The sequence below is a fragment of the Streptomyces sp. NPDC020898 genome (assembly GCF_044333925.1).
Lineage (GTDB): Bacteria > Actinomycetota > Actinomycetes > Streptomycetales > Streptomycetaceae > Streptomyces.
Window position 1 is genome coordinate 216,247 of sequence record NZ_JBIRRV010000001.1, and the last position, 25,049, is coordinate 241,295.

28 protein-coding genes are annotated in these 25,049 nt (G+C 71.3%); 9 read left to right on the forward strand and 19 right to left on the reverse strand.

The window, feature by feature from the left end; all coding sequences use genetic code 11:
• The first annotated feature begins 399 nt into the window (after positions 1 to 399).
• From ACH4TV_RS00965 to ACH4TV_RS00980, 4 genes are read left to right on the forward strand one after another with little or no spacing between them, the layout of a single operon-like run.
• Positions 400 to 1,896, forward strand: a complete 1,497-nt coding sequence (locus ACH4TV_RS00965) for an ADP-ribosylglycohydrolase family protein (protein WP_398395287.1) — start codon at positions 400 to 402, stop codon at positions 1,894 to 1,896.
• Positions 1,893 to 2,792: a ribokinase gene (rbsK, locus tag ACH4TV_RS00970; RefSeq protein WP_398392873.1), complete on the forward strand. Its 900-nt coding sequence runs from the start codon at positions 1,893 to 1,895 to the stop codon at positions 2,790 to 2,792. The genes ACH4TV_RS00965 and rbsK overlap by 4 nt, the downstream gene beginning before the upstream one ends.
• On the forward strand, positions 2,789 to 4,018 hold the full coding sequence (locus ACH4TV_RS00975) for a CaiB/BaiF CoA transferase family protein (protein WP_398392875.1): 1,230 nt from the start codon (positions 2,789 to 2,791) through the stop codon (positions 4,016 to 4,018). Before rbsK ends, ACH4TV_RS00975 begins: the two co-directional genes overlap by 4 nt.
• Complete coding sequence (locus ACH4TV_RS00980; protein WP_398392877.1) at positions 4,015 to 4,842, forward strand: HpcH/HpaI aldolase/citrate lyase family protein; 828 nt, start codon at positions 4,015 to 4,017, stop codon at positions 4,840 to 4,842. Before ACH4TV_RS00975 ends, ACH4TV_RS00980 begins: the two co-directional genes overlap by 4 nt.
• Positions 4,843 to 4,906: 64 nt before the next feature.
• Here ACH4TV_RS00980 and lgt read toward each other — a convergent pair whose 3' ends face one another.
• The 11 genes from lgt to hisI all read right to left on the reverse strand — a co-directional run bounded on the left by lgt (position 4,907) and on the right by hisI (position 14,002).
• Positions 4,907 to 5,917, reverse strand: coding sequence for a prolipoprotein diacylglyceryl transferase (gene lgt / locus ACH4TV_RS00985; protein ID WP_398392879.1), 1,011 nt, complete (start codon positions 5,915 to 5,917; stop codon positions 4,907 to 4,909).
• Between the two features lie 135 nt (positions 5,918 to 6,052).
• On the reverse strand, positions 6,053 to 6,829 hold the full coding sequence (locus ACH4TV_RS00990) for a DsbA family protein (RefSeq protein WP_398392880.1): 777 nt from the start codon (positions 6,827 to 6,829) through the stop codon (positions 6,053 to 6,055).
• Between the two features lie 102 nt (positions 6,830 to 6,931).
• The gene (trpA, locus tag ACH4TV_RS00995) at positions 6,932 to 7,765 is read right to left on the reverse strand and encodes a tryptophan synthase subunit alpha (RefSeq protein WP_398392882.1); all 834 of its coding nucleotides are present in this window, start codon (positions 7,763 to 7,765) and stop codon (positions 6,932 to 6,934) included.
• Positions 7,762 to 9,054 (reverse strand): tryptophan synthase subunit beta, encoded by a 1,293-nt coding sequence (gene trpB / locus ACH4TV_RS01000; protein ID WP_398392884.1) that lies wholly within the window; start codon positions 9,052 to 9,054, stop codon positions 7,762 to 7,764. Before trpB ends, trpA begins: the two co-directional genes overlap by 4 nt.
• Positions 9,055 to 9,250: 196 nt before the next feature.
• A complete protein-coding gene (gene trpM / locus ACH4TV_RS01005) occupies positions 9,251 to 9,424 on the reverse strand; it encodes a tryptophan biosynthesis modulator TrpM (protein ID WP_398392886.1) in 174 nt (57 codons plus the stop codon).
• Between the two features lie 22 nt (positions 9,425 to 9,446).
• Positions 9,447 to 10,256 carry an indole-3-glycerol phosphate synthase TrpC gene (gene trpC / locus ACH4TV_RS01010; RefSeq protein WP_398392888.1) on the reverse strand — a complete coding sequence of 270 codons (810 nt, stop codon included), beginning with the start codon at positions 10,254 to 10,256 and terminating at the stop codon, positions 9,447 to 9,449.
• 165 nt (positions 10,257 to 10,421) lie between these two features.
• On the reverse strand, positions 10,422 to 10,871 hold the full coding sequence (locus ACH4TV_RS01015) for a DUF2752 domain-containing protein (protein WP_398392890.1): 450 nt from the start codon (positions 10,869 to 10,871) through the stop codon (positions 10,422 to 10,424).
• Between the two features lie 94 nt (positions 10,872 to 10,965).
• Positions 10,966 to 11,220 (reverse strand): HGxxPAAW family protein, encoded by a 255-nt coding sequence (locus tag ACH4TV_RS01020; RefSeq protein ID WP_398392892.1) that lies wholly within the window; start codon positions 11,218 to 11,220, stop codon positions 10,966 to 10,968.
• A gap of 131 nt (positions 11,221 to 11,351) precedes the next feature.
• Positions 11,352 to 11,999, reverse strand: a complete 648-nt coding sequence (locus ACH4TV_RS01025; RefSeq protein WP_398392894.1) for a TIGR02234 family membrane protein — start codon at positions 11,997 to 11,999, stop codon at positions 11,352 to 11,354.
• A gap of 81 nt (positions 12,000 to 12,080) precedes the next feature.
• Positions 12,081 to 13,559: an anthranilate synthase component I gene (locus ACH4TV_RS01030; RefSeq protein ID WP_398392896.1), complete on the reverse strand. Its 1,479-nt coding sequence runs from the start codon at positions 13,557 to 13,559 to the stop codon at positions 12,081 to 12,083.
• Between the two features lie 11 nt (positions 13,560 to 13,570).
• Positions 13,571 to 14,002: a phosphoribosyl-AMP cyclohydrolase gene (hisI, locus tag ACH4TV_RS01035; RefSeq protein WP_398392898.1), complete on the reverse strand. Its 432-nt coding sequence runs from the start codon at positions 14,000 to 14,002 to the stop codon at positions 13,571 to 13,573.
• Positions 14,003 to 14,085: 83 nt separating this feature from the next.
• Here hisI and ACH4TV_RS01040 point away from each other — a divergent pair, with 83 nt between their 5' ends.
• On the forward strand, positions 14,086 to 14,721 hold the full coding sequence (locus ACH4TV_RS01040) for a TIGR03085 family metal-binding protein (RefSeq protein ID WP_398392900.1): 636 nt from the start codon (positions 14,086 to 14,088) through the stop codon (positions 14,719 to 14,721).
• 123 nt (positions 14,722 to 14,844) lie between these two features.
• On the opposite strand, the gene hisF is transcribed toward ACH4TV_RS01040, so the two are convergent.
• The 8 genes from hisF to hisD are packed head-to-tail and all read right to left on the reverse strand — an operon-like array spanning position 14,845 to position 20,608.
• The gene (hisF, locus tag ACH4TV_RS01045) at positions 14,845 to 15,600 is read right to left on the reverse strand and encodes an imidazole glycerol phosphate synthase subunit HisF (protein WP_398392902.1); all 756 of its coding nucleotides are present in this window, start codon (positions 15,598 to 15,600) and stop codon (positions 14,845 to 14,847) included.
• Between the two features lie 27 nt (positions 15,601 to 15,627).
• Positions 15,628 to 16,020 carry a RidA family protein gene (locus ACH4TV_RS01050; protein WP_398392904.1) on the reverse strand — a complete coding sequence of 131 codons (393 nt, stop codon included), beginning with the start codon at positions 16,018 to 16,020 and terminating at the stop codon, positions 15,628 to 15,630.
• Positions 16,017 to 16,742 (reverse strand): bifunctional 1-(5-phosphoribosyl)-5-((5-phosphoribosylamino)methylideneamino)imidazole-4-carboxamide isomerase/phosphoribosylanthranilate isomerase PriA, encoded by a 726-nt coding sequence (priA, locus tag ACH4TV_RS01055; RefSeq protein ID WP_398392906.1) that lies wholly within the window; start codon positions 16,740 to 16,742, stop codon positions 16,017 to 16,019. The genes ACH4TV_RS01050 and priA overlap by 4 nt, the downstream gene beginning before the upstream one ends.
• Positions 16,743 to 16,745: 3 nt before the next feature.
• Positions 16,746 to 17,405 carry an imidazole glycerol phosphate synthase subunit HisH gene (gene hisH, locus ACH4TV_RS01060; protein WP_398392908.1) on the reverse strand — a complete coding sequence of 220 codons (660 nt, stop codon included), beginning with the start codon at positions 17,403 to 17,405 and terminating at the stop codon, positions 16,746 to 16,748.
• Positions 17,396 to 17,560 carry a hypothetical protein gene (locus ACH4TV_RS01065; RefSeq protein ID WP_365277555.1) on the reverse strand — a complete coding sequence of 55 codons (165 nt, stop codon included), beginning with the start codon at positions 17,558 to 17,560 and terminating at the stop codon, positions 17,396 to 17,398. The genes hisH and ACH4TV_RS01065 overlap by 10 nt, the downstream gene beginning before the upstream one ends.
• Positions 17,561 to 17,562: 2 nt before the next feature.
• On the reverse strand, positions 17,563 to 18,156 hold the full coding sequence (hisB, locus tag ACH4TV_RS01070; RefSeq protein WP_398392910.1) for an imidazoleglycerol-phosphate dehydratase HisB: 594 nt from the start codon (positions 18,154 to 18,156) through the stop codon (positions 17,563 to 17,565).
• Positions 18,153 to 19,262, reverse strand: coding sequence for a histidinol-phosphate transaminase (locus ACH4TV_RS01075; RefSeq protein ID WP_398392912.1), 1,110 nt, complete (start codon positions 19,260 to 19,262; stop codon positions 18,153 to 18,155). Before ACH4TV_RS01075 ends, hisB begins: the two co-directional genes overlap by 4 nt.
• Positions 19,259 to 20,608, reverse strand: a complete 1,350-nt coding sequence (gene hisD / locus ACH4TV_RS01080) for a histidinol dehydrogenase (protein WP_398392914.1) — start codon at positions 20,606 to 20,608, stop codon at positions 19,259 to 19,261. Before hisD ends, ACH4TV_RS01075 begins: the two co-directional genes overlap by 4 nt.
• 196 nt (positions 20,609 to 20,804) lie before the next feature.
• Between hisD and ACH4TV_RS01085 the strand changes: the two genes are divergently transcribed.
• From ACH4TV_RS01085 to ybaK, 4 genes are all read left to right on the forward strand, one after another.
• Positions 20,805 to 22,388 carry an oxidoreductase gene (locus ACH4TV_RS01085; RefSeq protein ID WP_398392916.1) on the forward strand — a complete coding sequence of 528 codons (1,584 nt, stop codon included), beginning with the start codon at positions 20,805 to 20,807 and terminating at the stop codon, positions 22,386 to 22,388.
• A gap of 98 nt (positions 22,389 to 22,486) precedes the next feature.
• Entirely contained in the window at positions 22,487 to 23,563 is a 1,077-nt protein-coding gene (locus tag ACH4TV_RS01090) for a hypothetical protein (protein WP_398395289.1), read from the forward strand.
• An 11-nt stretch (positions 23,564 to 23,574) separates the two neighbouring features.
• Complete coding sequence (locus ACH4TV_RS01095; RefSeq protein ID WP_398392918.1) at positions 23,575 to 24,315, forward strand: LON peptidase substrate-binding domain-containing protein; 741 nt, start codon at positions 23,575 to 23,577, stop codon at positions 24,313 to 24,315.
• An 18-nt stretch (positions 24,316 to 24,333) separates the two neighbouring features.
• Complete coding sequence (gene ybaK, locus ACH4TV_RS01100) at positions 24,334 to 24,843, forward strand: Cys-tRNA(Pro) deacylase (RefSeq protein ID WP_398392920.1); 510 nt, start codon at positions 24,334 to 24,336, stop codon at positions 24,841 to 24,843.
• Positions 24,844 to 25,049: the final 206 nt, after the last annotated feature.

Below are 25,049 nucleotides of genomic sequence, written 5' to 3' on the forward strand. Positions count from 1 at the left end.
GGCCATGAGCTGCGCCAGGCGGCCCAGGACGGCCGCGAGCCCGGCAGAATCGCCGCCCGCTGGCGAGCGGCGGGCGGCCCGGAGGCCCCCCTCCGAGCGGGCGCGTCACCGGACCGGCCCTCCCGATACCTGCGGCAACTGGCCAACGATCTGCTGGACGAACTGGCAGACCTGCCCAGCAGGTTGGCGGACCAGGAGCCAACAGACCTGCCCAGTATCCGCGCCCTGTGCCCCGACTGGCCGACCGACGAGACCCGCAACCCCGCCCCCGGGAACCCGGCAGCGAACTCGCACACGACCACCCGGGACCCGGCCGGGGCGAGGACAGCAGCCTCACAGGCCCCCTGCAACCCCACCCTCGGGGACCCAGAGGCGGACTCACACCCAGCCACCCGGAACCTGGCCCGGACGACGACGGCAGCCTCACGGACCCCCCTGCCACCCGGCCTCAACCCCGCCCCCGGGGCCCCGGAGACGGACTCACACCCGCCCACCTGGGACCCGGCCCAGACGAGGACCACGCCCTCACAGGCCCCCTCCAACCCCACCCTCGGCGATCCGGAGACCGACTCACACCCAGCCACCCGGGACCCGGCCCGGACGACGTCAGCAGCCTCACGGGCCCTGCCACCCGACCGCAACCCCACCCTCGGGGACCCAGAGACGGACTCGCACCCGGCCACCCGGAGCCCGGCCCGGGCAACGTCAGCAGCCTCACGGACCGCCCTCCCACCCGACGGCGACCCTGCCCTCGGGGGTCCGGGGGCGGAGCCCCCGGTTTCGGGAAGGGGTGGGCCTGGGGAAGAAATCCGCCCCGCCTCAGCCCTCACCCCGCTCCGCCTGGAAGCCGCCTGGCTGGGCCGCGCCGCCGGCTGCCTCCTGGGCAAACCGGTGGAGAAACTCCCCCTCACCGCCATCCGTCAACTGGCCCAGGCAACCGGCAACTGGCCCCTGACCACCTGGTTCACGGCCAGAGGAGTCCCCGAGGAACTCGCAGCGCGCCACCCCTGGAACCGCCGCTCGGCCGGCACCTCCCTCGCCGAGAACATCAACGGCATGCCCGAGGACGACGACCTCAACTACCCCCTCCTCAACCTCCTCCTGCTCCAACGCCACGGCCCCGCCTTCACCACCACAGACGTGGCGAAACTCTGGCTGGACGAACTCCCCGCAGGCCGCACCTTCACGGCCGAGCGCATCGCCTACCGCAACCTCCTCTCCGGCCTCGAACCCCCGTTCACCGCCCGCCACCGCAACCCGTTCCGCGAATGGATCGGCGCCCTGATCCGCGCCGACGTCCACGGCTGGACCAACCCCGGCGCCCCGGCCGCCGCCGCCGAACAGGCGTACCGCGACGCCACCCTCACCCACACCGCCAACGGCGTCTACGCGGCGATGTTCACGGCGGCCACCATCGCGCAGGCCGCCACCGGCGCCCACGACATCCACGCCTGCCTGCGCACCGGCCTCACCGTCGTCCCCCCGCACTCCCGCCTGGCCGTGGCCGTCCGCCACGGCATCCGACTGGCCGAAGCCCACCACGACTTCGCCGACGTCGTGGACGAACTGCACACGACCTACTCGCCCACCCACCACTGGGTCCACGCCATCCCCAACACCGCCCTGATCGCCGCTGCCCTCACCCACGCCGACGGCGACTTCTCCGGCTCCATCTGCCGTGCCGTGTCCGGCGGTTGGGACACCGACTCGAACGGCGCGACGGCCGGCGGCATCGCCGCCCTCCTCGCAGGCTCCCCGGATGCCCTCCCCGACCGCTGGACGCACCCGCTGAAGAACCAACTGGCCACCTCCGTAGCGGACTTCAACGGCACCGGCTTCGACTCCCTCGCCCAACTGACGTACGCCCTCACTCACTTGGAGGCAACCCACCCATGACCCATATCGCCGTGCTGGGCAGCACGAACATGGACCTCGTCGCGTACGTCAGCAAGGCCCCGCAGCGCGGGGAGACGGTGACGGGACGTGAGTTCCGCACGATCCCCGGCGGCAAGGGCGCCAACCAGGCGGTGGCGGCGTCCCGCGCGGGCGCCGACGTCTCGATGATCGGAGCGGTGGGCAACGACGCGTACGGCACCCGACTCCGCTCCACCCTCGAACTCTCGGGCGTGACCACAAACCATCTCCGCACCGTCGAGGGCGACTCCGGCACCGCGCACATCGTGGTGGACGACGAGGGCGGCAACGCGATCGTCGTCATCCCCGCCGCCAACGGCACCGTCACCGCTCTCGCCCCCGGCGACGAGGGCCTGATCGCGACCGCCGACGCGCTGCTGCTCCAGCTGGAGATCCCGCTCACGGCGGTCGTCGAGGGCGCCCAGGCAGCTCGCCGCCACGGCGTCCGCACGATCCTCACCCCGGCCCCCGCCCAACCGCTCCCACCCGAACTCCTCGCCGCCACCGACCTGTTGGTGCCGAACGAGCACGAGGCCGCGGCCCTCACCGGCCACACCGACCCCCACCAGGCAGCCCTCGCACTCCTCGACCAGGTACCGGAGGTCGTGGTCACCCTGGGCGCGGCCGGCAGCCTGTACGCGACCCGGGGCGCCGAACCCGACACCCTCACCGTCCCCGCGCCACCCGTCACAGCCGTCGACTCGACCGGCGCCGGCGACACCTTCGTCGGCGCCCTCGCAGTGGCCCTGACCGAGGGCCGCCCGATGCCGGACGCCCTGGCCTGGGCCGCGGCGGCCGGCGCACTCTCCGTACAGCGGGCGGGCGCGTCGGCGTCGATGCCGTACCGCTCGGAGATCGAGACGAGGTACACGTCATGAACACACCCGAACGCGGTACGACCACAGCCACCACGGCCACCGCGGCCCCCCTCACCGGCCTGCGCGTCCTCGACCTCGCCACCCTCTTCGCCGGCCCGCTCGCCGCCACCATGCTCGGCGACTTCGGCGCCGAAGTGATCAAGATCGAGCACCCAGCGAAACCGGACCCCTCCCGCGGCCACGGCCCGTCCAAGGACGGCATCGGCCTGTGGTGGAAGCTGCTGGGCCGCAACAAGCGCACGATGACCCTGGACCTCTCCCGGCCCGGCGGCCGAACCACCCTCCTCCAACTCGCGACGACCGCCGACGTGATCATCGAGAACTTCCGCCCCGGCACCCTGGAGAAATGGGACCTGGGCTGGCCGGAGCTGTCCATCGCCAACCCGCGCCTGGTCCTGGCCCGGGTCACCGGCTTCGGCCAGTTCGGCCCCTACGCCCATCGCCCCGGCTTCGGCACCCTCGCCGAGGCGATGAGCGGGTTCGCCGCGATCACCGGCGAACCGGACGCGCCCCCGACGCTCCCACCCTTCGGCCTCGCCGACTCGATCGCGGGCCTGGCGACCGCGTACGCCGTCATGACGGCGCTCACCGCCCGGGACCGCACCGGCGAGGGACAGGTCGTCGACATGGCGATCATCGAGCCGATCCTCACCGTCCTGGGCCCGCAGCCGCTCTGGTACGACCAGTTGGGCCACGTCCAGCCGCGCACCGGCAACCGCTCGCAGAACAACGCCCCCCGCAACACCTACCGCACGGCCGACGGCACCTGGGTCGCCGTGTCGACCTCGGCGCAGTCGATCGCCGAGCGCGTGATGCGTCTGGTCGGCCGCCCGGAGCTGATCGACGAGCCCTGGTTCGCCACGGGCGCCGACCGCGCCCGCCACACGGACGTCCTCGACGAGGCGGTCGGCAGCTGGATCGCCCGGCACTCCCACTCCGACGTCATGGCGGCCTTCGAGAAGGCGGAGGCGGCGGTGGCCCCGATCCAGGACGTACGGGATGTGATGACCGACCCGCAGTACCAGGCCCTGGGCACCATCACCACGGTCGACGACCCCGACCTGGGCCCCTTGCGCATGCAGAACGTCCTCTTCCGCCTCTCCGCGACCCCCGGCGCGATCCGCTGGGCGGGCCGCCCGCACGGCGCGGACACCACGGCCGTCCTCACCGAACTGGGCCTGACCGGGCCCGACATCGACGCCCTGCGCACGGAGGGCGCCCTGTGAAGGCCGTCCCCCTGACCTGGCTGTACGTCCCCGGCGACCGCCCCGAAGTGGTGTCCAAGGCGCTCGCGTCCGGCGCCGACGTGGTCGTCGTCGACCTGGAGGACGCGGTCGCCCCCGACCGCAAGGAGTACGCCCGCACAGCCACCGCCGAACGCCTCACCGACCCCCAACCCGTCCCGGTCCACGTCCGGATCAACGCCCTCGGCGGCCCCCTGGCCACCCCCGACCTCCAGGCCCTCCGAAACCTCCCCGGCCTGGCCGGCCTACGGCTCCCGAAGGTGACGGCACCGGAGGAGGTGGTCCAGGTGGCCACCTGCGGGACGGCACCCGGGATCGGGCTCTACGCCCTCCTCGAAACCGCCCTCGGCATCGAACACGCTTTCGCCGTCGCGACCGCCCACCCCACCCTGCACGGCATCGCACTCGGCGAGGCCGACCTCCGGGCGGATCTGGGGGTACGAGAGGACGCGGGCCTCGACTGGTGCCGCTCCCGCGTCGTCGTGGCCGCCCGGGCGGCCGGACTCGCCCCGCCGCCCCAGTCGGTCCACCCGGACACCCGGGACCTCGACACCCTGGCCGCGTCCTGCGCCCACGGCCGCGCCCTGGGCTTCCTGGGCCGGGCCGCCATCCACCCCCGCCAGCTCCCGGTCATCGAACGCGCCTACCTGCCCACCCAGGCAGAGACCGAGGCGGCCGAGCAGATCGTCAAGGCGGCCGCGACGGACGAGGGCGCCCAGGCCCTCCCGGACGGCCGCTTCATCGACGCGGCGGTGGTGGCCGCCGCCCGCAGAACCCTGTCCCTGGCCGACCGCACCCGCCCCTGACCCACACGACGAAGGAGGGCGCCCCGGTTTCCCCGGGGCGCCCTCATCCTCGTACGGCAGGCACTCAGCTCTTCTTGGTCGGCTCCGCCTGGGCCTCGGATTTACTGTCTTCCTCGGCCTCGGAGTCGGCCTTGCTCTCGCCCGCGCCGTCGTCCTCGGTCTTGGCCGCGCCGTCCGTATCGGTCCCGGCCTTCACGTCCCCCGATTCCCCGTCACCATCACCCTCGTCTTCGGCACCGTCCGCTGCCGAACCGTCGGAGAGATCCGGCTCGACGACTTCCTCCCGGCCCGGCCGGTTCCGCGCCGAGAGCACGAAGTAGACCACCGCGAGGATGAACACGACGATCGCGGTCCAGTTGTTCAGCCGCATGCCCAGGATGTGGTGGGCTTCGTCGACGCGCAGGTACTCGATCCAGAAGCGGCCCACACAGTAGGCCGCGACATACAGCGCGAACGCCCGTCCGTGCCCGAGCTTGAAGCGGCGGTCGGCCCAGATGACCAGCACCGCGACGCCGACGCACCACAGGGACTCGTACAGGAACGTCGGGTGGTAGTAGCCCGGAACCCGGCCGTCGGTCGAGGAGGTGATGTGCACGGCCCAGGGGACGGTGGTCTCGCGCCCGTACAGCTCCTGGTTGAACCAGTTGCCCCACCGACCGCACGCCTGTGCGAGGGCGATACCGGGGGCGAGGGCGTCGGCCCACGCCGGCAGCGGGATACCGCGTCGACGGCAGCCGATCCACGCGCCCAGCGCGCCGAGGGCGATCGCGCCCCAGATACCGAGGCCGCCCTCCCAGATCTTGAAGGCGTCCACCCAGTTACGGCCCTCGCTGAAGTACAGCTCGTAGTCCGTGATCACGTGGTAGAGCCGGCCACCGACCAGGCCGAAGGGCACGGCCCAGACCGCGATGTCGGCTACGGTGCCCGCTCGCCCGCCGCGGGCGAGCCAGCGCTTGTTGCCGAGCCAGACCGCGACGAAGACCCCGATGATGATGCAGAACGCGTAGCCGCGCAGCGGAATGATCCCAAGGTGGTACACCCCGCGCGACGGACTGGGAATGAAGGCGATTTCCATGGCAGCCCCGACGCTACCTTGACGGACCCGGCGGGTGTGAGCCGCCCCGGGCAACGGCTCCATAACGGGCGGTGCCTCCGGCTCCGCTCACGAGAGGAAGCCGAAGGCACCAGGGTGACCCGGAACGCCTGTGCTCTACGCCTTGTCAGCGGCCTCCACCATCTGCTTCAGCTTCGCCGGAGTCATCGTCTGGTCCTGGTAGATGTTCGTCCCGTTGAGCAGCACGGTCGGCGTGCCGCCGAAGCCACCGCTCTGGAAGGCCTGGTTCGACTTCGCGACCCAGCTGTTGTGCCTGCCGTCCTCGACACATGTCCGGAACGTGGCCGTGTCGAGCCCGTCGACCTTCTGCGCCAGCTCGATGAGCTTGCTGTCCTTGGCGAAGGCGTCGTCGGCTTCCTGCGGCTGGTTGTCGTACAGCACGTCGTGGTACTCGGTGAACTTTCCGACGTCCTGGGCGCAGGCGGCGGCATTGGCCGCGTGCCGGGAGCCGCTGCCGCCCATGTTGCCGTCGATGATCGTCGCCAGGTGGTACTCCACCTTGAGCTTGCCCGCGGCCGTCAACTCATGGATCGCCGAACGGTAGTTGGTCTCGAAGGACTGGCAGGCCGGACAGCGGAAGTCCTCCCACACCGTGAGCGTCGACTTGGCGCTCTCCTTGCCCACGGGGATCGCGAGGCTGTCCTTGCCCTGCGCGCCCGAGGGCGCCACGACCGGACCGGCGCTGTCGCTCTTGCTGTCCTTGCCGGCGTTCGCGGCGACGACGCCGATCACCGCCGCGAGACCCAGCACGCAGACGACACTGGCGCCGACGATCAACACCCGTCGGCGCTTCTCCGCGGACCTCTGCTTCTCACGCTCGACCGCCAGCCGCTCGCGGGCGGTGCGCTTTCCGTCTCGATTCTTCTCGCTCACACCCCGCAGAACGAACCGGGGAGACGCATTGCGTCTCCCCGGCCCCAGGTCCACCCGTTCGGGCGAGCTGTACGAAATGGTCCCGCTCGATGTACCCGCTGGTTATGCGGTTCCGCGCACGCCCTTCGCGAGGTCGCCCGCGAGCTCCCGCACGGCCTCGATGCCGGCCGCGTGGTCCGGCGCGTCGAGCATCCGCTTCACGAAGGCCGACCCGACGATCACCCCGTCGGCGAACCCGGCGACCTCGGCCGCCTGGGCCGCGGTGGAGACGCCGAGCCCGACACACACCGGCAGCTCGGTACCCGTGCCCCGGGTGCGCCGGACCAGGTCCTCCGCCTGCGCACCGACCGACGCCCGGGTCCCGGTGACACCCATGAGCGAGGCGGCGTACACGAACCCGCTGCCCGCCGCCGTGATCTCACCGAGCCGCGCGTCCTTGCTGCTGGGCGCGACGACGAACACGGTGGCGAGCCCGTGCTTCTCCGCGTGCTCCCTCCACAGCGCCGACTCCTGCACGGGGAGATCCGGCAGGATGCACCCCGCCCCGCCCGCCTCCGCGAGCTCGGCGGTGAAGCGCTCGACGCCGTAGCGGTCGATCGGGTTCCAGTACGTCATGACGAGCACCGGTTTCCCGGTGGCCTCGAACGCCTCCCGGACCGTACGCATGACGTCCGCGATCTTGACTCCGCCGCGCAGGGCGATGTCGTCGGCGGTCTGGATGACCGGCCCGTCGAGCACCGGGTCGCTGTGCGGCAGCCCGACCTCGACGATGTCGGCGCCGCCGTCGAACACGGCCTTGATGGCGTCGATCCCACCGTCGACGGTCGGGAACCCGGCGGGCAGGTACGCGATGAGCGCGGCCCGCCCCTCGGACTTGGTACCGGCGAGGGTGTCACTCAACAGCTGGCCATTCCCAAAAAGCACAGCGCCGCTCACTTGGCGTCCCCCTCGATCTCGGCGACGCCGCTACCGGCGTCAGCGGCAACAACGGCATCCGCCTGCGTGTCATACAGGCCGAAGTACCGCGCGGCGGTGTCCATGTCCTTGTCGCCGCGCCCGGAGAGGTTGATGACGATCAGCCCGTCCTTGCCCAGCTCCTTGCCGACCTCCAGCGCCCCGGCCAGCGCGTGCGCGCTCTCGATGGCCGGGATGATGCCCTCGGTACGGGACAGCAGACGCAGTGCCTGCATGGCGGCGTCGTCGGTGACCGCGCGGTACTCGGCGCGGCCGGTGTCCTTGAGGTAGGAGTGTTCGGGCCCGATGCCCGGGTAGTCCAGCCCCGCGGAGATCGAGTAGGGCTCGGTGATCTGCCCCTCCTCGTCCTGGAGCACGTACGACCGCGACCCGTGCAGGATCCCGGGCTCACCGGCGGTGAGGGTGGCGGCGTGCTCGCCGGTCTCGACACCGTGCCCGCCGGGCTCGCACCCGATGAGGCGTACACCGGCGTCGGGGATGAACGCGTGGAAGAGCCCGATGGCGTTGGACCCGCCGCCCACACAGGCGACGGCGGCGTCGGGCAGCCGTCCGGCCTGCTCCAGGAGCTGCCTGCGGGCCTCCACACCGATCACCCGGTGGAAGTCACGCACCATGGCCGGGAAGGGATGCGGCCCGGCCACGGTCCCGAACAGGTAGTGCGTGTGGTCGACGTTGGCGACCCAGTCGCGGAACGCCTCGTTGATGGCGTCCTTGAGGGTGCGGCTGCCGGACTTCACGGCAATGACCTCGGCGCCGAGCATGCGCATCCGCGCGACGTTGAGAGCTTGCCTCTGGGTGTCGATCTCACCCATGTAGATGGTGCACTCGAGCCCGAACAGCGCACAGGCGGTGGCCGTGGCGACCCCGTGCTGACCGGCGCCGGTCTCGGCGATGACCCGGGTCTTGCCCATCCTCTTGGTGAGAAGGGCCTGCCCGAGCACGTTGTTGATCTTGTGGGACCCGGTGTGGTTCAGGTCCTCCCGCTTGAGGAAGACCCGGGCGCCCCCGGCGTGCTCGGCGAACCGGGGCACCTCCGTGAGCGAGCTGGGCCGCCCGGTGTAGTGGACGAGCAGATCGTCGAGCTCACGGGCGAACTCCGGGTCGGACTTCGCCTTGTCGTACTCGACGGCGACCTCGTCCACCGCGGCGACGAGCGCCTCCGGAATGAACTTGCCACCAAAGGCCCCGAAGTACCCCTCGACACTGGGTACTTGACCCTCAGGATCAGGAATGAAGAACTCACTGGACATACGGCTGCCACCTCACAGGGCATAGCCCCGGGATCGAGTCGGAAGGAAGGTCGCGTGATGGGCATACGTGAGGCGAAGGCGCCCCCGATAGGGGCGCGGGGAACTGCGCGACCAGCCACATCGAACCCGCACCCGGCAACGCACCTCTCGCGAAGCGCAAAGCCAGGGCGCAGCCCAAATCAAACGGCCCGCATCCCTACCGCCAAGCCCCGCAGGGCCATCGCATGCCATTGACCTGTCCAGGCTCGTCCCCGATGACATACCGAACCCGCCGCCCATGCACACGCCGAGCAGGCGCACGGCAACCACGCGGACGGCAGCCGCGCGCGAGGCGGGCGTACCGGTCCATGGGTGCCAGGGTGAGTGTCATCGGGGCCAACTCTAGCGGGAGATCAGCCGCGGCCGTGCCGAAGTGCGGGATGCTCGCCCGCCGCCACGAGATCGGACACCGCGGACTTGGGATCGCGCCCGGTGACGAGCGACTCGCCGACCAGAACCGCGTCGGCGCCGGCGTTGGCGTAGGCGATCAGGTCGTGCGGGCCACGGATACCGGACTCGGCGATCTTGACGATGCTGTCGGGGATCTCGGGGGCGACCCGCTCGAACGTGGCGCGGTCGACCTCAAGGGTCTTCAGGTTGCGCGCGTTGACGCCGATGATCCGGGCCCCCGCGTCCACCGCCCGCTCGACCTCGTCCTCGTCGTGCACCTCGACGATCGGGGTGAGCCCGATCGACTCGGCGCGCTCGATGAGGGACTCCAGGGCCGGCTGGTCGAGGGCCGAGACGATCAGCAGGGCCAGATCGGCACCGTACGCCCGCGCCTCCCACAGCTGGTACGACGTGACGATGAAGTCCTTGCGCAGCACCGGGATGTCCACCCGGGCGCGCACCGCCTCCAGGTCGGCCAGCGAGCCGCCGAAGCGGCGCTGTTCGGTGAGGACGGAGATGACGGCCGCGCCGCCCGCCTCGTAGTCCCCCGCGAGGGCCGCCGGGTCGGCGATCGCCGCCAGGGCGCCCTTGGACGGGCTGGACCGCTTGACCTCGCAGATGACCTTGACGCCGTCGCCGCGCAGTGCGGCGACCCCGTCCTTGGCCGCGGGAGCCTTCGCCGCGCGCTCCTTGAGCTCGTCGAGGCTGACGCGCGCCTGCCGCTCCGCGAGGTCGGCACGGACTCCGTCGATGATCTCGTCGAGCACACTCACGCGAGCGGCCCCCTTTCAGACGGTAGGCGATTGACTGTTCAAGCCATTCACACCATTGAAGCTGTCAAAACTGTCAAAGCTGGTCACTGCGATGGTATCCGGAGGAAGGCTCGGGCCTCACATCCGGTTGACGCCGGTCCCACTACCTGGACATTCACCATTTGATCAAGGCCGGAGCCAGCCACCGAACGGCAGGTTCCGGACAACCGTGAAGACCAGCAGCAACAACCCCAGGCTCCACAGCTGCACCGGCCCGAGCTCGATCCGCATCGGCCGTCCGCGCACCGCGCGAACCACCCAGACGGTCCATACGACGGCGAAGGCCACGAAGCCCGCCACGGCGAGCGCGTTGGCCCCGAGGGCCGCCGGCCAGTCCCCGTGCACGAAGGCGTACGCGCTGCGCAGACCGCCGCAGCCGGGGCAGTACACGCCGGTGAGGCGCAGGAGCGGGCACACCGGGTAGTGCCCGGGTTCGTTCGGGTCGACGGCTGCGACATACGTGAAGGCCCCGCCGACGGCCGCGAGCACCCCTGCGGGCACGGCCACCCGTCCCACGACGGCACCGACACCCGACGACACGCCCTGCTGAGCCCGCTCGGTGTTCACCCCACGCATTCTGCCCCCTGCGGGGCGTACACGCGCGAGGGGCGGACCCGGCGTTGTCGCCGGGCCGCCCCTGCCAGTCCGAAAACCGTCCCCGCGGTGGGGTTCAGCTCTCGACGCCCGCCGGTTCTCCCGCGACCTTGTGGCCCTGGCGACCCTGGGTGGTCGGCTTCTGCTTACCGAGGCCCATGGCGGCCATGATCCAGCCGACGACACCGCCGAGGACCACGATCACCATGCCGCCCCAGAAGCCCATCGGCTCGGCCATCACCATGAAGGCACCCGATACGCAGAAACCGATGATGGCGATGGTGACGCCGGTCCAGGCGGCCAGAGTGTGACCGTGGCTAGTGCCCGCCATGACTTGCTCCTCGTTGCTGAGTTGCTGGTTGTTGAATGCAGGACGTGGTGAGCCGGAAGCTCGTCGTCCATTGTCCCGCACGCGCGCGCGTGCGGGATCCCGGGGGTCGGCCCAGCGATACGCCCGGACGGCTATGCGCCCGTCGGGTCCTCGCCCCGGTCGAGCGCCTTCCAGATCTCCTCGGGCCGCTCGGGATCGACGGCCGCCGCCCGGCGACGCGGACGGGGGGCGCCGCTCCGCTCGTACCGCCCGGACATGGTGGGCCACAGGCGGCCGTAGCGCAGGGCGAGCAGGCCGGCGAGGAGGATCAGCGCACCGCCGACGGCGGCCGCGTACGGCCAGGCGGTGTGGCTGAGGGCGTGCACGGTGGCCGCGGTGTCGCCGGTGGTCCTGGCGGCCTTCTCGTCGAGCGCGGAGCTGTCGGAGGCGCCGAGGACGGCTGCGGCGACCGTGCCGGCGCCGGAGAGCGCGAGCAGCGCGGCGACCAGCAGCCGGCCGGAGTGACGGACGGCGAAGACGGCGACCAGCGCGGCGAGGCCCACTATCGCGAGGGCCGCGGGCACGCCCGTGACGTCGCTGCCCGTGGCGGTCAGCGGGAAGTCGCCGCCGGCAACCGTCGCGCTCCCTTCCGACCAGCGCTGCCGGGTGGCGAGCAGCGCGACGGCCGCGCCGAGCGCACCGGCCAGCAGGGCGACGGCGAGGCTGAGGCGGCCGGCCCGGCCGGGAAGGGGGGCTTCGGAACGAGCGGAAGGTACGGGTACGGCAGTCACGTACCCCACTATCGCCTGAACCCCGGGCGAACCGGCACCCGGGGTTGCGTGAGAAGCGCCCCATTCGGACACCCGGGGGCCGGAAACCGCCTACTGGCCGAGCCGGTTCGCCGTGTGGACCGCGCGCAGGACCGCCGCCGCCTTGTTGCGGCACTCGTTGTCCTCGGCGACCGGGTCGGAGTCGGCGACGACGCCGGCGCCCGCCTGGACGTACGCCGTGCCGTCGCGCAGGAGGGCCGTGCGGATGGCGATGGCGGTGTCGGAGTCGCCCGCGAAGTCGAGATAGCCGACGGCGCCGCCGTACAACCCGCGCCTGGACGGCTCCAGTTCGTCGATGATCTGCATCGCGCGCGGCTTGGGCGCTCCGGAGAGCGTGCCGGCCGGGAAGCAGGCCGTCAGGACGTCGAAGGCGGTGCGGCCGGGCGCCACGCGGCCTGTGACGGTCGAGACGATGTGCATGACGTGCGAGTACCGCTCGACGGACATGAAGTCGACGACCTCGACGGAGCCGGGCTCGCAGACCCGGCCGAGGTCGTTGCGCCCTAGGTCGACGAGCATGAGGTGCTCGGCGCGCTCCTTGGGGTCGGCGAGGAGTTCCTCGGCGAGGGCCTGGTCCTCCTGCGGGGTGGCCCCGCGGTGCCGGGTGCCCGCGATGGGGTGGACCATCGCGCGCCCGTCCTCGACCTTGACGAGGGCCTCGGGGGACGATCCGACGACGTCGAACCCGTCGAAGCGGAACAGGTACATGTAGGGGGAGGGATTGGTCGCCCTCAGAACCCTGTACACGTCCAACGCGCTTGCCGTGCACGGTGTTTCGAAGCGCTGGGAGGGGACCACCTGGAAGGCCTCCCCAGCCCGGATGCGCTCCTTGATGTCCTCGACGGCCACCTGGTAGTCGGGGCCGCCCCACAGGGCCGTGTACTCGGGGAGTTCGGAGGGCGGGAGCTGGGCGGGCGGCTGGGAGACCGCGCGCGCGAGGTCGGCCTGCATGGCGTCGAGGCGGGCCACAGCGTCGGCGTAGGACTCGTCGACGCCGGTGTCGAGGTCGTTGTGGTTGATCGCGTTGGCGATCAGCAGGACCGAGCCCTCCCAGTGGTCCATGACGGCCAGATCGCTGGTGAGCAGCATCGTCAGCTCGGGCAGCTTGAGGTCGTCGCGCTCGCCGGGGCCGATCTTCTCCAGACGGCGCACGATGTCGTAGCCGAGGTAGCCGACCATGCCGCCGGTGAAGGGCGGCAGGCCCTCCTGGTGGGGCGTGTGGAGGGTCTCGATGGTGGCGCGCAGCGCGGCGAGCGGGTCGCCCTCGACGGGCACGCCGACGGGCGGAGTGCCGAGCCAGTGGGCCTCGCCGTCACGGGCCGTGAGGGTGGCGCTGGAGCGGACGCCGACGAAGGAGTAGCGGGACCAGGAGAGACCGTTCTCGGCGGACTCCAGCAGGAAGGTGCCGGGGCGCTCGGCGGCGAGCTTGCGGTAGAGCGCGACCGGGGTGTCGCCGTCGGCGAGGAGCTTGCGGGTGACGGGGATGACGCGCCGGTCGGTGGCCAGCTTGCGGAAGGTCTCGAGGTCCATGGCGGCTGACCTTACTGACCCTGCGGGAGGACGCCGGAATCGGCGTCCTCGAACGACACGTCGAGCACGACGTCGGCGTCGAAGCAGTTCCGCGCACCGGTGTGGCAGGCGGCGCCGACCTGGTCGACCTTGACGAGCACGGTGTCGGCGTCGCAGTCGAGGGCGACGGACTTCACATGCTGGAAGTGGCCGGAGGTATCGCCCTTGACCCAGTACTCCTGGCGGCTGCGCGACCAGTAGGTGCAGCGGCCGGTGGTCAGGGTCCGGTGCAGCGCCTCGTCGTCCATCCAGCCGAGCATGAGCACCTCACCGGTGTCGTACTGCTGGGCGATGGCGGGAACGAGCCCGTCGGCGCCGCGCTTGAGGCGCGCGGCGATCTCGGGGGCCAGGGAACCGGGGCCACCGGGCTGGCTGGGGCTGCTGGGCGGGGGCGTGCTGGTCATGAGGACATTGTGCCGCGCCCCACTGACACTCCTGGCGGGGTGTCCACTGGGCGGACCTCACCGGCAGTCGTAGGCTTGCTGGCATGTCGACCCATGCCAAGCGTGAACGACTTCTGCTCGCCGATCTGTTGGAGACCGAGGGTCCCGACGCCCCGACCCTGTGCGAGGGCTGGCGGACCCGTGACCTCGCCGCACACGTGGTGGTGCGGGAGCGCCGCCCGGACGCCGCCGGGGGTCTGCTGATCAAGCAGCTCGGCGCCCGCCTGGAGCGGGTGATGGCGGAGTTCACCGACAAGCCGTACGAGGAGCTGATCCAGCTGATCCGTACCGGCCCGCCGCGTTTCTCCCCGTTCTCCCTGAAGCAGGTGGACGAGGCGTCGAACACGACCGAGTTCTACGTCCACACGGAGGACGTGCGCCGGGCGCGCCCCGACTGGACGCCCCGCGAGCTGGACCCGGTCTTCCAGGACGCCCTGTGGTCCCGCCTGGAGCGCACCGCCCGCCTGACGGGCCGCAGCGCCCCGACCGGCCTGGTGCTGCGCCGCCCGGACGGCCAGACGGCAGTCGCCCACCGCGGCACCCCGGTGGTCACGGTGACCGGCGAACCCTCGGAACTCCTCCTGTTCGCCCTGGGCCGCCAGAACGTCGCCGACGTCGAACTGGAAGGCGACAAGGACGCGATCACCAAGCTCCAGGAAGCAAAACAGCTGGGCATCTGAGTCCTGGTCGGGGTGCGCGCAGCGCCCCCCGACAGGGGCGCGGGGCTGTATCTATCTGCGGCTCCGCCGCGGGGCGCGACCAGCCCCCACCGGGCCGCAGCCAAAGAACCGCACCCCCGGCGCCTAGCGCACCGGGTGCCCAGCCGCGCGCAGCGCCCCCTTCACCTCACCGATCCGCAGATCACCGAAGTGAAAGACAGAAGCCGCCAGAACAGCATCCGCCCCCGCCGCGACGGCCGGCGGGAAGTCGGCCAGCCGCCCCGCTCCCCCACTGGCGATCAGCGGCACGCTCACATGCTTGCGTACGGCCTCGATCATCTCGATGTCGTAGCCGTCCTTCGTGCCGTCCGCGTCCATCGAGTTGAGCAGGATCTCGCCGGCGCCCAGTTCGGCGGCCCGGTGCGCCCATTCCACCGCGTCGATGCCGGTGCCGCGCCGGCCGCCGTGGGTGGTCACCTCGAACGACCCGGACTCCGTCCGCCTGGCGTCCACGGACAGCACCAGCACCTGCCGGCCGAACCGCTCGGCGATCTCGCGGATCAGGTCGGGACGCGCGATGGCCGCCGTGTTGACGCCCACCTTGTCCGCGCCGGCCCGCAGCAGCTTGTCGACGTCCTCGGCCGCGCGCACCCCGCCGCCCACGGTGAGCGGGATGAACACCTGCTCGGCGGTGCGGCGGACCACGTCGTACGTCGTCTCGCGGTTGCCCGACGAGGCGGTGATGTCCAGGAACGTCAGTTCGTCGGCGCCCTCGGCGTCGTACACCTTGGCCATCTCGACGGGGTCGCCCGCGTCGCGCAGGTTCTGGAAATTGACGCCCTTGACGACCCGGCCGTTGTCCACGTCCAGGCAGGGGATGACTCGGACCGCCAGGGTCATGAATCCACGGCTCCTCTGTGTATGCCTCTAGCCTCGGAAGGCTTCCAGTTCCACTTCGACCAGGATGCGCGGGTCGACGAACCCGTGTACGACCAGGAGGGTCGAGACGGGTCGTACGGTGTCGAAGAGTTCCTTGTGGGCCCGCCCCACCTCGTCGACGTCCCGCGCATGGGTCAGATACATCCGTGTGAGGACCACGGACCCGGCGTCGAGTCCGAACTCCCCGAGCGCGTCCAGAGCGGTGGAGAAGGCCGTCCTGGCCTGCTCGTAGGGGTCGCCCTCCCCGTACAGCACGCTGCCCTTGAAGGACGTCGTGCCCGCCACCAGGACGCGGTCGCCCACCGCGACGGCGCGCGCGAAACCGATGGACTCCTCCCAGGGACTCCCGCTCTGCACGCGCCGCACGGCATCGGACGTCATGACGCCACAGCCTCCAGGGCCTCTTCCAGGGTGAACGCCTTCGCGTAGAGGGCCTTCCCGACGATGGAGCCCTCGACACCGAGGGGAACCAGCTCGGCGATGGCCCGCAGGTCGTCGAGGGACGAGACGCCGCCGGAGGCCACGACCGGGCGGTCGGTCACCGCGCAGACGTTGCGCAGGAGCTCCAGGTTGGGGCCCTGGAGCGTGCCGTCCTTGGCGATGTCGGTCACCACGTACCGCGCGCAGCCCTCGGCGTCGAGGCGCGCCAGCGTCTCGTAGAGGTCGCCGCCGTCGCGGGTCCAGCCGCGTCCGCGGAGCGTGGTTCCCCGTACGTCCAGACCGACCGCGATCTTGTCGCCGTGCTCGGCGATGATCTTGGCGACCCACTCCGGGGTCTCCAGGGCGGCCGTGCCGAGGTTCACGCGCGTGCAGCCCGTCGCCAGGGCGGCGGCCAGCGTTTCGTCGTCGCGGATGCCGCCGGACAGCTCCACCTTGATGTCCATCGCCCCGGCGACCTCGGCGATCAGCTTGCGGTTGTCACCGGTGCCGAAGGCGGCGTCCAGGTCGACCAGGTGCAGCCACTCGGCGCCCGAGCGCTGCCAGGCCAGGGCGGCTTCCAGGGGGGAGCCGTACGAGGTCTCCGAACCGGACTCGCCGTGCACGAGACGGACGGCCTGGCCGTCGCGGACGTCGACGGCGGGGAGGAGTTCGAGCTTGGCCATGGTCTACAGGGTTCCGATCCAGTTGGTGAGCAGCTGCGCTCCGGCGTCGCCGGACTTCTCGGGGTGGAACTGGGTGGCCCACAGGGCCCCGTTCTCGACGGCGGCCACGAAGGGCTTGCCGTGCGTCGACCAGGTGACCTTGGGGGCCCGCATCGCCGGGTTCGTGGTCTCCAGGGACCAGTCGTGGACAGCGTACGAGTGGACGAAGTAGAAGCGCGCGTCGGCGTCCAGCCCCGCGAAGAGCTGGGAGTCCGCCGGGGCCTCGACGGTGTTCCAGCCCATGTGGGGCACGATGTCGGCCTGGAGCGGCTCCACCGAGCCGGGCCACTCGTCGAGGCCCTCGGTCTCGACGCCGTGCTCGATACCGCGCGCGAAGAGGATCTGCATGCCCACGCAGATGCCCATCACGGGACGGCCGCCGGACAGCCGACGCCCGACGATCCAGTCGCCGCGCGCCTCTCTGAGGCCCTGCATACAGGCGGCGAAGGCGCCGACGCCGGGCACCAGCAGGCCGTCCGCGTTCATGGCCTTGTCGAAGTCACGCGTTATCTCGACGTCGGCACCCGCGCGCGCGAGAGCGCGTTCGGCCGACCTCACGTTCCCGAAGCCGTAGTCGAAGACCACGACCTTCTTGGACGCCTTCACTGATGCGCTCAATTCCATACCTCCAGCCTCACGACACCGGCGAGCAGACACATCGCGGCACCTATCGAGAGCAGCACGATGAGGCTCTTCGGCATCTGCTGCTTGGCGAAGGAGATGATCCCGCCGACCAGGAAGAGGCCGACGACGATCAGGACGGTGGACAGGCCGTTCATGGCTAGAGGGCACCCTTCGTGGAGGGCAGGATGCCGGCCGCGCGCGGGTCCCGCTCGCTGGCGTAGCGCAGTGCCCGCGCGAGCGCCTTGAACTGGCACTCCACGATGTGGTGCGCGTTGCGCCCGTAGGGCACGTGCACGTGCAGCGCGATCTGGGCCTGGGCGACGAAGGACTCCAGGATGTGCCGGGTCATCGTCGTGTCGTACTCGCCGATCATCGGCGCCATCTTCTCGGGCTCGGTGTGCACGAGGTAGGGCCGGCCACTGAGATCCACCGTCACCTGGGCGAGGGACTCGTCCAGGGGGACCGTGCAGTTGCCGAAGCGGTAGATGCCCACCTTGTCGCCGAGGGCCTGCTTGAAGGCGGCGCCGAGGGCGAGGGCGGTGTCCTCGATGGTGTGGTGCGAGTCGATGTGCAGGTCGCCCTCGGTCTTCACGGTCAGGTCGAACAGACCGTGCCGGCCGAGCTGGTCGAGCATGTGGTCGTAGAAGCCCACGCCCGTCGCCACATCGACCTTGCCGGACCCGTCGAGGTTGATCTCGACGAGGACCGACGTCTCCTTGGTGGTGCGCTCAACACGCCCTACGCGGTTCATGACTCGCCCTGCTCCTTCTTCAATTCGCGTACCGCGTCGAGGAACGCGTCGTTTTCGGCGGGGGTTCCGGCGGAGACCCGCAGCCACCCCGGTACGCCGTTGTCCCGGACCAGGACACCCTGGTCGAGGATCTTCTGCCAGGCCGTGTGGGAGTCCGCGAACGTGCCGAACTGCACGAAGTTGGCGTCGGACTCGGTGACGTCGAACCCGATGGCGCGCAGTTCGGCGACCAGCCGGTCCCGCTCGGCCTTCAGCTGCTCGACGTACTTCAGCAGCGTGTCGGTGTACTCCAGGGCGGCCAGGGCGGTCGCCTGGGCCACGGCCGACAGGTGGTAGGGCAGCCGTACGAGCTGTACGGCGTCGACGACGGCCGGGTGCGCGGCGAGATAGCCGAGGCGCAGTCCGGCCGCCCCGAACGCCTTGGACATCGTCCGCGAGACGACGAGATTCGGCCGACCTTCGATGAGGGGCAGCAGCGAGTCGCCGTGGCTGAACTCGATGTACGCCTCGTCGACGACGACCATCGACGGCTTGGCGGCCTGTGCGGCCTCGTACAGCGCGAGGACTGTCTCGCGCGGGACCGCGTTCCCGGTCGGGTTGTTGGGCGTGGTGATGAACACGACGTCCGGCCGGTGCTCGGCGATGGCCTTCCCGGCCGCCGCGAGATCGATCGTGAAGTCCTCGTTGCGGGGACCGGAGATCCAGCCGGTGCCCGTCCCGCGCGCGATGAGCCCGTGCATCGAGTACGAGGGCTCGAAGCCGATCGCGGTACGGCCGGGCCCGCCGAAGGTCTGGAGCAGCTGCTGGATGACCTCGTTGGACCCGTTGGCGGCCCAGACGTTCGCGAGGCCGACCTCATGGCCGGAGGTGTCGGTGAGGTACTTGGCGAGCTGCGTACGCAGCTCCACGGCGTCCCGGTCGGGGTAGCGGTTGAGGTTCCGGGCCGCCTCGCGCACCCGCTCGGCGATCCGCTCGACGAGCGGCTCGGGCAGCGGGTAGGGGTTCTCGTTGGTGTTCAGCCGTACGGGGACGTCGAGTTGGGGCGCGCCGTACGGCGATTTGCCGCGCAGCTCGTCCCGTACGGGAAGATCGTCGATGCCGGTCACTTGCTCTGGGGAACCTTCCATCCACGCGACATTTGTTCGTCTCCGACAAACCTCGCCTTGACCGCCGCGCCGTGCGCCGGCAGATCCTCCGCCTCCGCCAGCGTGACCACGTGATGCGCCACGTCGGCCAGCGCGTCCCGCGTGTAGTCGACGATGTGGATGCCGCGCAGGAAGGACTGGACGGAGAGACCGGAGGAGTGGCAGGCGCAGCCGCCGGTCGGCAGGACGTGGTTGGACCCGGCCGCGTAGTCGCCGAGCGAGACCGGCGCCCAGGGCCCGACGAAGATCGCACCGGCGTTGCGCACCCGGTCGGCCACCGCGGCGGCGTCCGCCGTCTGGATCTCCAGGTGCTCGGCGCCGTACGCGTTGACGACCCGCAGCCCCTCCTCCACGCCGTCCACGACGACGATCGCGGACTGCCGGCCGGCCAGCGCCGGGGCGATCCGGTCCTCGATGTGCTTGCTTGCCGCGACCTGCGGGGCCAGCTCCTTCTCGACCGCGTCCGCGAGCGCCAGGGAGTCCGTGACGAGGACGGCGGCGGCCAGCGGGTCGTGCTCAGCCTGGCTGATCAGGTCGGCGGCGACGTGCACCGGGTCGGCGGTGTCGTCGGCGAGGATCGCGATCTCGGTCGGGCCGGCCTCGGCGTCGATGCCGATCTTCCCCGCGAAGTACCGCTTGGCGGCGGCGACCCAGATGTTGCCGGGGCCGGTCACCATGTTGGCGGGCGGGCAGGACTCGGTGCCGTACGCGAACATCGCGACCGCGGTGGCGCCCCCGGCCGCGTACACCTCGTCGACGCCGAGCAGCGCGCAGGCGGCGAGGATGGTGGGGTGCGGCAGCCCGTCGAACTCGGCCTGTGCGGGCGAGGCAAGAGCGACGGACTCGACGCCCGCCTCCTGCGCGGGCACCACGTTCATGATCACGGAGGACGGGTACACGGACCGGCCGCCGGGCGCGTACAGCCCGACCCGGTCGACGGGCACCCACTTCTCGGTGACCGAGCCGCCGGGCACGACCTGGGTCGTGTGCGTCGTACGGCGCTGCTCGCGGTGGACGAGACGGGCGCGCCGGATGGACTCCTCCAGGGCCGCGCGGACGTCCGGGTCGAGCTGCTCCAGCGCGTCGCTGATGGCCTGGGCGGGCACCCGTACGGTCTTGAGCCGGACGCCGTCGAACTTCTCGGCGAAGTCGATCAGCGCCGCGTCGCCCCGATGATGCACGGCCTCGCAGATCGGACGCACCTTCTCCAGGGCGGCCGAGACGTCGAAGTCGGCTCGGGGCAGCAGGTCGCGCAGGGCGGGTCCCTCGGGGAGGGCGTCGCCGCGCAGATCGATTCGGGAGATCACAGAGGCAATTCTCTCAGACGGGGATCGGCACCCGTCCGCGCGTATCAATGGCTGATACAGAGCGTTGCGAAACCCCTGGCCGGAACTTGGAAGATCACCTTCACGTCTTGCGTTCAGAGGGTTACTGAGCGGGCAGAACGGTTGTACGAAACCCGCTGGTAACGCTGGAGAGCTACGGACAGGAGTGGGAAAAGTCGTGACTGAGGGTGCCGGCATCCGCACCGACGACGACATGCCGGACGATCTGAGCCCCGCCGAGCAAGGCATGTGGCAGGCCTTCCGCGACGGCAGCGTGTACGACCTGAGCAACGGGAACGGGGTCGTCGACGATCCGCACGGCGGGCATCCCTGGGGGGAGGAACGGACCGTACGGGCCCACGTCGTGTGCCGGCTGCTGCTGGACAGCCCGCGGGCGCTCGCCGGACGCGTGGCGTCCCTCAAGCTCACCGGCGTGCAGATCAACGGCACGCTGGATCTGGCGGGCGGCACGGTCGCGCCGTACGTCGAGCTGAAGAGCTGCCGGTTCGAGAAGGAGATCCTGCTGCCGGAGGCCCGCTTCACGACCGTACGGCTGGTGAACTGCTCGGTGCCGCGGCTGGAGGCGGCGCGGTTGCACACGGAGGGCGACCTCCACCTCCCCCGCTGCCGCTTCCACAACGGCATACGGATCACGGACGCGCACATCGGTACGGACCTGCTGCTCAACCAGGCCGTCGTCTACCGGGACCGGCGCGGGCGCTCGATCGCCGGGGACGGGATGAGCGTCGGGCAGGACCTCCAGGCCGAGATGCTGGAGTCGCACGGGGAACTGAGCCTGCGCGGGGCGACGATCGGCGTCTCGCTGAGCCTGCGCGGCAGCAAGCTCGCCAACCCGTACGGGGGACTCGCGCTCAACGCCCCCCAGCTGACCGTGGGCCGCACCCTGTACCTCACCCCCGCGGGCGTCTGGAACCCGATCCTGACCAGTGGCACGACCCCCGCGCGCGGGACACGCATCCAGCGCTTCGAGTGCCAGGGCGGCATCCGGCTGGACGACGGCCGTTTCGGCGACGCCGTCGACCTCGAACGCGCCCGTCTCACCTTCACCGACGAGCAGGAGCTGTCGCTGCGCCGGGTGCAGACGCCCGAGCTGCGCTTCCTCGGGGAGCGGCCGGAGCGCGGCAAGGTGGTGCTGTCGGGCGCGAAGGTCGTCAACCTGGTGGACCGGGCGAGCAGTTGGCCGGGACCGGGCAACCTGCACATGGGCGGCTTCGGATACGAGAACCTCGTACCGCAGGGGCCGTTCCCGCCGGCGGAGCGGCTGGCATGGGTGGCGGCGGCGACCGCCGAGTACAGCCCGGAGCCGTACGAGCGGCTGGCCACCGTGCTGCGCAACGGCGGTGAGGACGAGGACGCGCGCGAGGTGCTGCTCGCCAAGCAGCGCCGGCGCCGGGAGACCCTGCCGGCGGCGGCCAAGCTGTGGGGGTACGTGCAGGACTGGACGGTCGCCTACGGGTACCGGCCCGGCCGGGCCGCCGTATGGATGGCGGTGCTGTGGGCGGCGAGTTCGGTGGCGTTCGCTCATGCGAGTCATCCGCCGCTGAAGAGCGGGGAGCATCCGCCGTGGAACCCCTCCCTCTTCGCCCTCGACCTGCTGCTCCCGGTGATCGACCTGGGTCAGGTCGGCTTCTGGCAGCTGAACGGCGGCTGGCAGTGGCTAGCCGCCGTGATCATCATGCTGGGCTGGGTCCTGGCCACGACGGTGGCGGCGGGGGCGACCCGGACGCTGCGCAGAAACTGAGCAGGGTTCATTTTTCTTCACCATCCCCTCACCTCGGGCCGTACAACTAAAAATAGGATGCGCATTTGGGCTGGCGCGGCCCCGACCTGCGCCTTTCAATGGTCGACACCATGGCTTCGCTGCGTGCGTTCCTCCGCGTCACCCGGACGGAACGAAACACTCCGCCGTCTCCACGCCTCACCGCCGCCGGACTGCCCGTCGACGACGAGGTACTGCTCGACGCGCCCGACGCCCGTCTCGGCCCCGCGCTCGTCGCGGCGGGCCGGGGCGAGTACGGGCCCGCCGCCGAGCTACTGGCCGCCACCCGCGCCACGGCGGAGTGGGAGAACCGCGACCGGTACGTGACCGGGCTGGCCGCGTTCGCCCACTCCCGCGCCGAGTGGTTCACGTCCTGGCGCACCGCCGCCCCGCACGACCCTGACGTGCTGGTGGTCGCCGCCGAGCTGGCGGTCGTCCGCGCCTGGGAGTCCCCCGCCCGGGCCGAACTCCTGCACCAGACCGGCCCGCTGGTCGAGGCGGCCGCCGCGGGCGACCCGCGTGACCCGGTGCCCTGGCGCATCGCGCTGGACCGGGCCCGGGGCAGCAACGCGGGCCACGGCGAGTTCGAGAGGCTCTGGGGCGAGGCCGTACGCCGCTCCCCGCACCACTACCGCTGCCATGTGGCGGCGCTCCAGTACCTGTCCACGGGCCCCTTCCGGTCCTCGGGCGGGCCGGGCCCGCACCGCGAGTGCTTCGACTTCGCCGAGCGGGCCGCGCAGGACGCACCGCCCGGCTCGCTCGTCCAGGCGCTGCCCCTGCACGCGGCCTTCGCCTGTCTGACCGAGGGCGACGGCACGACGGTGGTGGACCGGGCCCGCCTGGACGCGGCGGCCGACACCGCGATCGCCCTGTCGGCGACGCACCAGGCGGCCGACCCGTGGCCGGCCGAGCTGCGCAATCTGCTGACGTACGTCCTGGTCGGCCTCGGCCGCTGGCAGGAAGCGCTGCTCCAGCTGCGTCTGACCGGCCCGTACGCCACGTCCTTCCCCTGGGAGCGGTTCTCGGACGACCCCCTCGGCCGGTTCCTCGAAACACGCGACGAGATCCGCCGGAACGCGCCCGCCACCCGCTGTACGGCCTGTTCCGGGCATCCGCAGAGTGGGCACGGCGGACGCGAACACTCCGGCGACCATTAGGCTCTCCCGTCGTGACCACCGTCCGGCTCCCGCTCTTCCCGCTCAACTCGGTGCTGTTCCCGGGACTCGTCCTCCCGCTGAACATCTTCGAGGAGCGCTATCGCGCCATGATGCGCGAACTCCTGAAGACCCCCGAGGACGAACCGCGCCGGTTCGCCGTCGTGACGATCCGCGACGGCCACGAGGTGGCGCCCAGCGCACAGGGCATGCCCGACCGGACGGCGCTGCCCGACCGCGGGCCCGCGGCGGGCTTCGGCGACGACCCGGTCAAGGCGTTCCACTCCGTGGGCTGCGTCGCGGACGCGGCGACGATCAGGGAACGCGCGGATGGCACGTACGAGGTCCTGGCCACCGGCACGACCCGGGTACGGCTGGTGTCGGTGGACGCGTCGGGCCCGTTCCTGACGGCGGAGCTGGAGGAGCTGACAGAGTCCCCGGGCGACGAGGCGGGCGCGCTGGCCGAGGGTGTCCTGCGGGCCTTCCGCCAGTACCAGAAGCGCCTGGCGGGCGCGCGGGAACGCTCCCTGGCGACCGGCGCCGAGCTCCCCGACGAGCCGGCGGTGGTCTCCTACCTGGTGGCGGCGGCGATGATGCTGGACACCCCGTCGAAGCAGCGCCTGCTCCAGGCTCCGGACACGGCGTCCCGTCTCCGCGAGGAACTGAAGCTCCTGCGCAAGGAGACGGCGATCATCCGCAACCTCCCGTCGCTGCCGGCGTCGGAGCTGACGCGCGGCCCGACAAGCCTCAACTGAGGGGAGCAGGACCCGGGAATGGCGAAGAAGCCGAAGAGCCAGAAACAACAGCAGTCGGGCGGCACACCGGCGACGGTGGCACTGACGGCGGCGGGCGTCCCGTACACGGTGCACGCGTACGAGCACGACCCCGCGCATCCCTCGTACGGCGAGGAGGCCGCCGAGGCCATGGGGGTGTCACCGGAGCGCGTCTTCAAGACCCTGGTGGCGGACGTGGACGGGGTGCTGACGGTCGCTGTGGTCCCGGTGGCGGGCCAGCTGGACCTGAAGGCACTGGCGGCGGCGGTGTCGGGCAAACGGGCGTCCATGGCGGACCCGACCCTGGCGGAACGCACGACCGGCTACGTCAGGGGCGGCATCTCCCCCCTGGGCCAGCGCAAGAAGCTCCAGACGGTCCTGGACACCTCGGCGGACGCCCACCCCACGATCTGCGTCTCGGCCGGCCGACGGGGCCTGGAGGTCGAACTGTCCCCCGGGGACCTCACCAGCCTCACCCAGGCAGTACGCGCCCCCATCGCCCGCGCCTAGCCCCTCGACGGACGTCCCCTCCTGGACTAGGCAGGATGGACATGTCCAAGAAAACCCGCAAGCGCAAGTGGCGCACAAGAAGGGGCCGAGCAAACCACGGAAGGCGCCCGGCATAGGCCCCCGCCATCCAGCCGTCCGGCGTTCGAGGACAAGGCCCGGCATCTCAGCCCGTCCGGCGTCTGAGGACAAGGCCCGTCCGTCCCCAG